The organism is Polaromonas sp. P1_E3 (genome assembly GCF_056405935.1).
Genome location: NZ_JBFUBD010000158.1, coordinates 1 through 6,307, shown reverse-complemented (window position 1 = coordinate 6,307; position 6,307 = coordinate 1). Strand labels below are relative to the sequence as shown.

At 61.3% G+C, this 6,307-nt stretch carries 5 protein-coding genes and 1 pseudogene; 3 read left to right on the top strand and 3 right to left on the bottom strand.

The genetic code is table 11. The features are described 5' to 3' along the window. Window positions 1-389: 389 nt before the first annotated feature. The 3 genes from AC1D0Z_RS14580 to AC1D0Z_RS14570 all read right to left on the bottom strand — a co-directional run bounded on the left by AC1D0Z_RS14580 (window position 390) and on the right by AC1D0Z_RS14570 (window position 3,095). A complete protein-coding gene (locus tag AC1D0Z_RS14580; RefSeq protein ID WP_477658941.1) occupies window positions 390-1,163 on the bottom strand; it encodes an ABC transporter permease in 774 nt (257 codons plus the stop codon). After that, window positions 1,160-1,981 (bottom strand): ABC transporter ATP-binding protein, encoded by an 822-nt coding sequence (locus AC1D0Z_RS14575; RefSeq protein ID WP_477658940.1) that lies wholly within the window; start codon window positions 1,979-1,981, stop codon window positions 1,160-1,162. The genes AC1D0Z_RS14580 and AC1D0Z_RS14575 overlap by 4 nt, the downstream gene beginning before the upstream one ends. Before the next feature lie 112 nt (window positions 1,982-2,093). Further along, complete coding sequence (locus AC1D0Z_RS14570; RefSeq protein WP_477658942.1) at window positions 2,094-3,095, bottom strand: ABC transporter substrate-binding protein; 1,002 nt, start codon at window positions 3,093-3,095, stop codon at window positions 2,094-2,096. A gap of 768 nt (window positions 3,096-3,863) precedes the next feature. Here AC1D0Z_RS14570 and AC1D0Z_RS14565 point away from each other — a divergent pair. The 3 genes and pseudogenes from AC1D0Z_RS14565 to AC1D0Z_RS14555 all read left to right on the top strand — a co-directional run. After that, window positions 3,864-4,751, top strand: a complete 888-nt coding sequence (locus tag AC1D0Z_RS14565) for a phosphate/phosphite/phosphonate ABC transporter substrate-binding protein (protein WP_477658939.1) — start codon at window positions 3,864-3,866, stop codon at window positions 4,749-4,751. Window positions 4,752-4,754: 3 nt separating this feature from the next. Then, complete coding sequence (locus AC1D0Z_RS14560; RefSeq protein ID WP_477658938.1) at window positions 4,755-5,840, top strand: hypothetical protein; 1,086 nt, start codon at window positions 4,755-4,757, stop codon at window positions 5,838-5,840. Next, window positions 5,837-6,307: pseudogene (locus AC1D0Z_RS14555) on the top strand (hypothetical protein); the annotation flags it as partial. The gene AC1D0Z_RS14560 and the pseudogene AC1D0Z_RS14555, both read left to right, overlap by 4 nt.

Here is a 6,307-nt window from a genome sequence, read left to right as displayed (position 1 = left end):
AACAAGGACTCGCCACGGCGAGTCCTTGTTTCTTCTGGTATTTCGGGTTTTGTTTTCGGTTGTTTGGTATTCCTGCCTCCACCCCCTTCTGTATGCGCCGAGGAGCGSAGGTYCAGRCGGATCAGGGATCGCGATTGTCTGAGCGAAGTGCAACGTAGCGAGTTCGAGCGAGACCCCGCCTGAACCGAGCACCGCAGGTTGCCCGTAGCGAAGCGGAGGGTCGCAGACAGCAGGGTCGCCTTTTCTTTGCTTACTTTCTTTTGGCGAAGCAAAAGAAAGTTACTTGCATGCCGGGCAACCCCCGGCCAGCAACACTCAGACGAGCGCGCAACACCGGAGCAAGAACGGCCCCCAAAGCGCAAACGCCGAAGCAAAACCGACTTAATGCCTCAGTCGCCCTGCGACCCCCGATGCGCCCACCCCGTAGTGTGCTTCTCAACATAGCTGAACAACTCATACATCGCCATAGCCATCGCCCCAATCACCACCAGCCCGGCAAAAGCCAACGCCAGCCGTTGCTGTGATCCGGCACTCTGCATCAGGTAGCCAATGCCTGAATCGCCCGCCGTCATTTCAGCCAGCACGGTGCCGACAAACGCCAGCGTGATCGCAACCTTGAGCGAGGCAAAGAAGTAGGGCATGGAGCGCGGCAGGCCGACTTTGACCAGCACATCCCAGCGCTTGGCGCCCAGCACGCGCAGCACGTCTTCGAGTTCGGGTTCCAGCGTGGCCAGGCCGGTGGCCATGTTCACGGTGATGGGGAAAAACGAGATCAGAAAAGCGGTGAGGATGCCGGGGCCGACGCCGATGCCGAACCACACAATCAGGATGGGAACAATCGCGGCCTTGGGCACCGCGTTGAATGCCACCAACAGCGGGTAAACCGCGGCATAGGCCAGCCGTGACGAGCCCACCAGAAAGCCCAGCAATACACCCACCACGATGGACAGGCCGAAACCGACCATGGTGACCCAGAAGGTCTTCCAGGCGGCTTCGGCAATCGGGCCGGCAAATTCAGCCATGGCCTGGGCAATGGTGAGGGGTGCGGGAAAAATGAACTCCGGCACCGAGAAACCGGCGCATACCGCCTGCCATAGCGTCACCACGGCTGCCAGCAATACCCAGGGTGCCCAGCGTTCCAGCTGTTTATTGTTCAGGTTCATGGCTGCGCTCCGCCGCGCACCGCGCCGATGTGGCTGCGCAGCTCATGCACGATGTCGCTGAACTCGCGGGTGTAGGTCACTTCGAGGTCGCGCGGGCGTGGCAGCTCAATTTCGCGCCGCACGACGAAGCGGCCGGGGCTTTTACTCATCACATAAACGGTGTCGGCCAAAAAGACCGACTCACGCAAATCATGCGTGACCAGGATCACGTTGAAGCGCTGCTCGGTCCAGAGGTCGCGCAGGATGCACCAGAGCTCTTCGCGCGTGAAGGCATCGAGCGCGCCAAAAGGCTCGTCGAGCAGCAGCATCTTGGGCTCATGGATCAGCGCCCGGCAGATGCTGACACGCTGCTGCATGCCGCCCGACAGCTGCCACGGGAATTTGTCTTCATAGCCCGCCAGTCCCACCTTTTGCAGAAGCTTGCGCGCACGTTCTTCAAATTCTTTCCGCTTCGCCTTGAACTGGCTGCGATAAGGCTCAACGATCTCAAGCGGCAGCAGCACGTTGCCGACGGTGGTGCGCCAGGGCAGCAGTGACGGCGCCTGGAAGGCCATGCCGGAAATTTTCAGCGGCCCTGTGACGGGCCGCCCGTCAATCAGGATGCTCCCGGCCGACGGCATCTTCAGCCCGGTCGCCAGCTTCATGAAGGTGGACTTGCCGCAGCCCGAGGGCCCGACGATGGCAATGAACTCGCCCTGGCGCACCTGCAGGTCAATCGCTTCAACGGAAAACTGTTTGCGCGCGAGCAGTTCGTCGTTGTAGGCAAGCCAGACATCGCGGAAGTCAACAAAAGGGCTGTCAGCAGTGGCGAGGGACATGTTTTAGGTATAAAAACGGCCGCTAACCCAATAGGGACGCGCGCAAGCAGCTATGAAAAGTGTAGCAATTCGGGACGGGCATGGCGCCAGGCACAGCGCCTGACGACAGGACTTATTTCTTCGGCAGCACATTAAGCTCGGCTGCCGTGGGCAGGAAGGAGCCGTTCCATACCGCGTCGGGGTTAACACGGGTCTTGGTACCGAACGCATCCGACACCTGCGAGGCCATCAGCGAGAGGCGCGGCGCCTTGACCTGGCCAAAGCCTTCGGCGCGCGCGTCGGGGCTGTTGACAACAGTGTCGATGGCCAGGCGCAGGCGGCGCACTTCCAGCGGCACATTGATGATGCCGTCACGCGCTTTCACGAACTCGATGGCGGCGGCCGGGTCGGCCACCACGTCTTTCACGCCCTTGGTAAAGGCCTGCAAAAACGCCTTGATGGCGGCCGGGTTTTCCTTGATGAGCTTGGGCGAGACGATCACCACGTTGCCGTAGTGCTTCACGCCGAAGTCGGCATAGGGCAGCACCACCACGTCTTCGGCCTTGACCCCACGCGCCTCCAGGTTGAGCAGCGAGGTGAAGGTAAAGCCGGTGATGGCGTCCACGTCGCCGCGGGCCAGCATGGTTTCGCGCAGCGGCGGGTCCATGGCTGTCCACTGGAAGCCGGTGATGTTGTTGGCCTTGGCAAAAATCGGGAAGGCGCGGCGGCCGGCGTCAAACACCGGCGCACCCATCTTTTTGCCGTTCAGGTCGGCGGGCGTCTTGATGCCCGACTTCTTGAGCGCCATGACGGAGGCTGGCGTGTTGTTGTAGACCATCATCACGCCCACCGGCTTGTTGGGGGCGTCCGGGTTGTTGGCATGGAACTCCATCACCGAGGCCATGTCGGCAAAACCCATGTCGTAGGTACCCGAAGCTACACGGGTCACCGCCCCGCCCGAGCCATTGCCGGCGTCCACCGTCACGTCGAGCTTGTTGGCCTTGAAGTACCCCTTGGCCACCGGCGTGAGGAAGAGGGCTGCCGGGCCTTCGAAGCGCCAGTCGAGCTRGAACTTGATCGGCGTGTTTTGCGCATGGGCGTTCAGGGCTGCCAGGGCGATCACCGCCCCGGTCATCCTGGCGGCGAAGCTGGAAAGGGCAGATGCGGCAAGTGCACGATTTTTCATGGCGGAATTTTCTTGAAGGGGTTGCGAAAGGGGGACCGGCAGGCCAGCAAATCAGCATGGAAACGCGGTGGCCGTGAAATCAAGGCGAACTTCAAAACGATACAGCAAAAACAGTGCCTGCCACGCTGCGAAGTAGAACTTTGGCGTTGCCCCGGCGGTTCAGGCGTCTGGTGGGTCTTGCCGCCGGACGATGCGGATTGGCTTAAGAGCAACAACTGCCGCGTTCAGGCGCTGTCAGTGTTCGCACCCTGTGATTACTCACAGGATGCATTTTGTGATGTTTCGGCGTTCATATTTTGAGCGTACGGCTTGGCTGCCTTCCTTTGTGTTGACCGGCCGCGCCGCAAGCATCCCAGAAGCAGCTGTTGAAAAAGGTCGCGGATGGATGCGCCGTATCCCTGGCATCAGAAAGTCCTGGGGTGGAGCTGATGGCGTTACAGCTGTTTACGTTTGACCCGTACCGCTGCCGTTGCCTGAAGCCGAGCGCCGGCACGCCATCTACGTTTGGCAGGTTTACCTGTCAGCCCTGACAGGGCAGGCGCCATGGACAGCCTTTGACTATTTTTGCGGCCGGTCCATAGAGTGTATTTGCGTAGGTGACAAGGATTAAGCCGCAAGGCCGTGCAGTTCCGAAGCCTTGACAAAGCCTTGGGGCGGTAGCCGAAGTCATCCAGCAACGATGTACTGGGTCATTGGGCTTTCCATAACAAGGTTTTCATGAAAACTCCCTCCTCGCAGCTTCGCCGTCAGATGTTGTCAGTCCTGGGCCTGGGTGCCCTCGCAGGGGGTATGGGTGGGCCGGGTAGCGCCTGGGCCCAGGCTGCGGCGGCGGCTGCTGCTTCTGCTGCCAAAAAACCGGCAGGTGGCGCGAACTGGCGGCTGCTGGTCAATGAAGCCGTGGGGGGTGATACCAACTCATTTTTGCTGACCAACCGTTATCGCCCTGCCGCCGACTTCATCAGCGCCCAGCTCAAGGGGCGGCCTATCGTCGTGGAGCCCATGGTGGATATCAAGCGCTTCATGGCGGTGGCGCAAGGCGCCAGCAAGCCGGAGTTTGTCTTCGGAAAGTCGGTCAACCAGCTGGCCAAGCTGGTGCGCGACAACGGCTACCAGCCGGTGGTGCGGCGCGCCGACCCCTACAAGGCGGCCTTCATTGTGGCCAAAGATTCTCCGATCAAAAACCTGACGGATGCGGCCGATGCAAAAGTCATCATGCCCGACGAGTTTGCGGCCACCACCGCGGTGGCCCTGGCGGAACTGCGGCGGCAAAAACTTGGCCAGGTCCGCGTGACACACGTTCGCTACCAGGAGGAAGTCGCGCAGTTTGTGAAGTCGGGGATGGGCCAGATCGGCGTGGTCAATCCCACCATTGCCAAGAAATGGGTGGAAGAGGGCGGGCGCGTGGTGGCTGAGACGCAACCCGTGGTGAACTGGTCGGTGCTTGCCGGTCCCAGCGTGGCTGCGGACATGGTGCAGCAGCTGCGTGACGCGCTGCTGGCGACCAATTCAGAAAGCGCCGCAGTGATGGCTTCGATGGGCGTGAAGGCCTGGGCTAAAGCCGAACGGAAGGACTACCTGGATTTGTTGGACTACACGAGGGAGTAAAAAATGGCTACGTTGATTCAAACACGTCTGTTTTCACTTTTACTTTCGCCATGGCGGGCCGGACTGCTGGCAGCCGCCCTGGTATTTTCCTGCGGCATACAAGCCCAGGAAAAAAGGGCGATACCGCCCAACATCGCGCAGGCCGCTGCCGACATTGCCGCAGAGCTTGCCAGCAGTTGCCCGCTGGTGCCGGCCGGTGACATCAACGCTTACACGCAGTGCCGGCAAACCCTGTTTGGCCCCAGCCAGCTGCGTGCCCACGTGGCGCCCATCATGCTGTGGGGCCGGCAAAACAAGAAAGACAACGCCACGCTGCGCCAGACCAATCTGACCCAGTTCGCCCCCGACGCCTGGACCGGCATGTATGCGCCGCTCTTCATGTTCAATGGCCGGCATACCGTGGAGTGGGTGGCCGACGAGAAGATGTTCCTGGTGCGGCTTGAGGCCGCCTTTCGCAACCGCTTGCCGCCGGGCCAGTTTCCTTATCCGTTCTGGCACGACGAGGCCAAGTGGTCGATGTACGAGAACGCCCGCAGCATGATGCTGTGGATCAGCCCGGAGACCGTCACCATCAAGGTGGCGCAGTTGACCGACGTGGCGCCCACRCCGCTGCTGCARSCGGTGSWGRCGGTGCAGCAYGARAAATACCAGGGCCCSTGGCTSTGGACCGACGAMAARGGCCACACCCAGCCGGCGGTGACSCTGTTCGACGGCCTGTACCGKCCGGAAAACCCATACCTGGGCARCGTSGACAAGCGCTACCGGGACCTGGCGCTGCAGATGCGCGAGTCGCAGTGCGTGAACTGCCATGTACCCAACAACCCCGACAAGATGAGCCGCCTGGTGCTGCTGTCGACACCCGCGCATGCCGCGGCAGAGGTGGACCGGTTGATCAAGGCCGTGCGGGAGGACCGCATGCCGATGGACGAGTTCAGGTTGAGCTACGCGCTCTCGGAGGACAACAAGAAATGGCTGCTTGAGAGTGCGCTGGCATTCAAGGCAACCTTGACAGCTGCCAGGCAATGGGAAGACGAGGCAGCGAAGAAGACCGTGCAATCTGCAATTAACCCTTTGAAGGTGATCAAATGAATACTCCGTTGCTGTCACAAGTTACCGGTCGCCGCGCGGTTCTTCGCGGTGTGGTGGGCACCGCGGTTGCCGTGGCCTGGCAGGGCTTCCCCATGGTGAGCTGGAGCCAGCAGGCAGCGAGCCAGCTGGCGGGCGTAGACCGCTGGAGGTTGTTGATCAATGAAGCTGTCACGGCAGACCTCAGCATTTCGATGCTGGCCCTGCGCTACCGCGGGCTGGCCGACTACCTGGGAGGGCAGATCCGCAACAAGCAGGTGGTGGTTGACCCCGTCATCGACATCCAGAACTTCGTGCGGCAGGCATCGTCAGAGCAAAAGCCCTTGATGGTGTTTGGAAAATCCGTCAACCAGCTGTCCAAGCTGGTTCGCGACGGGGGTTACCAACCGCTGGTGCGCAGGCCCGAGCCCTACCAGGCTTCGCGACGGGGGTTACCAACCGCTGGTGCGCAGGCCCGAGCCCTACCAGGC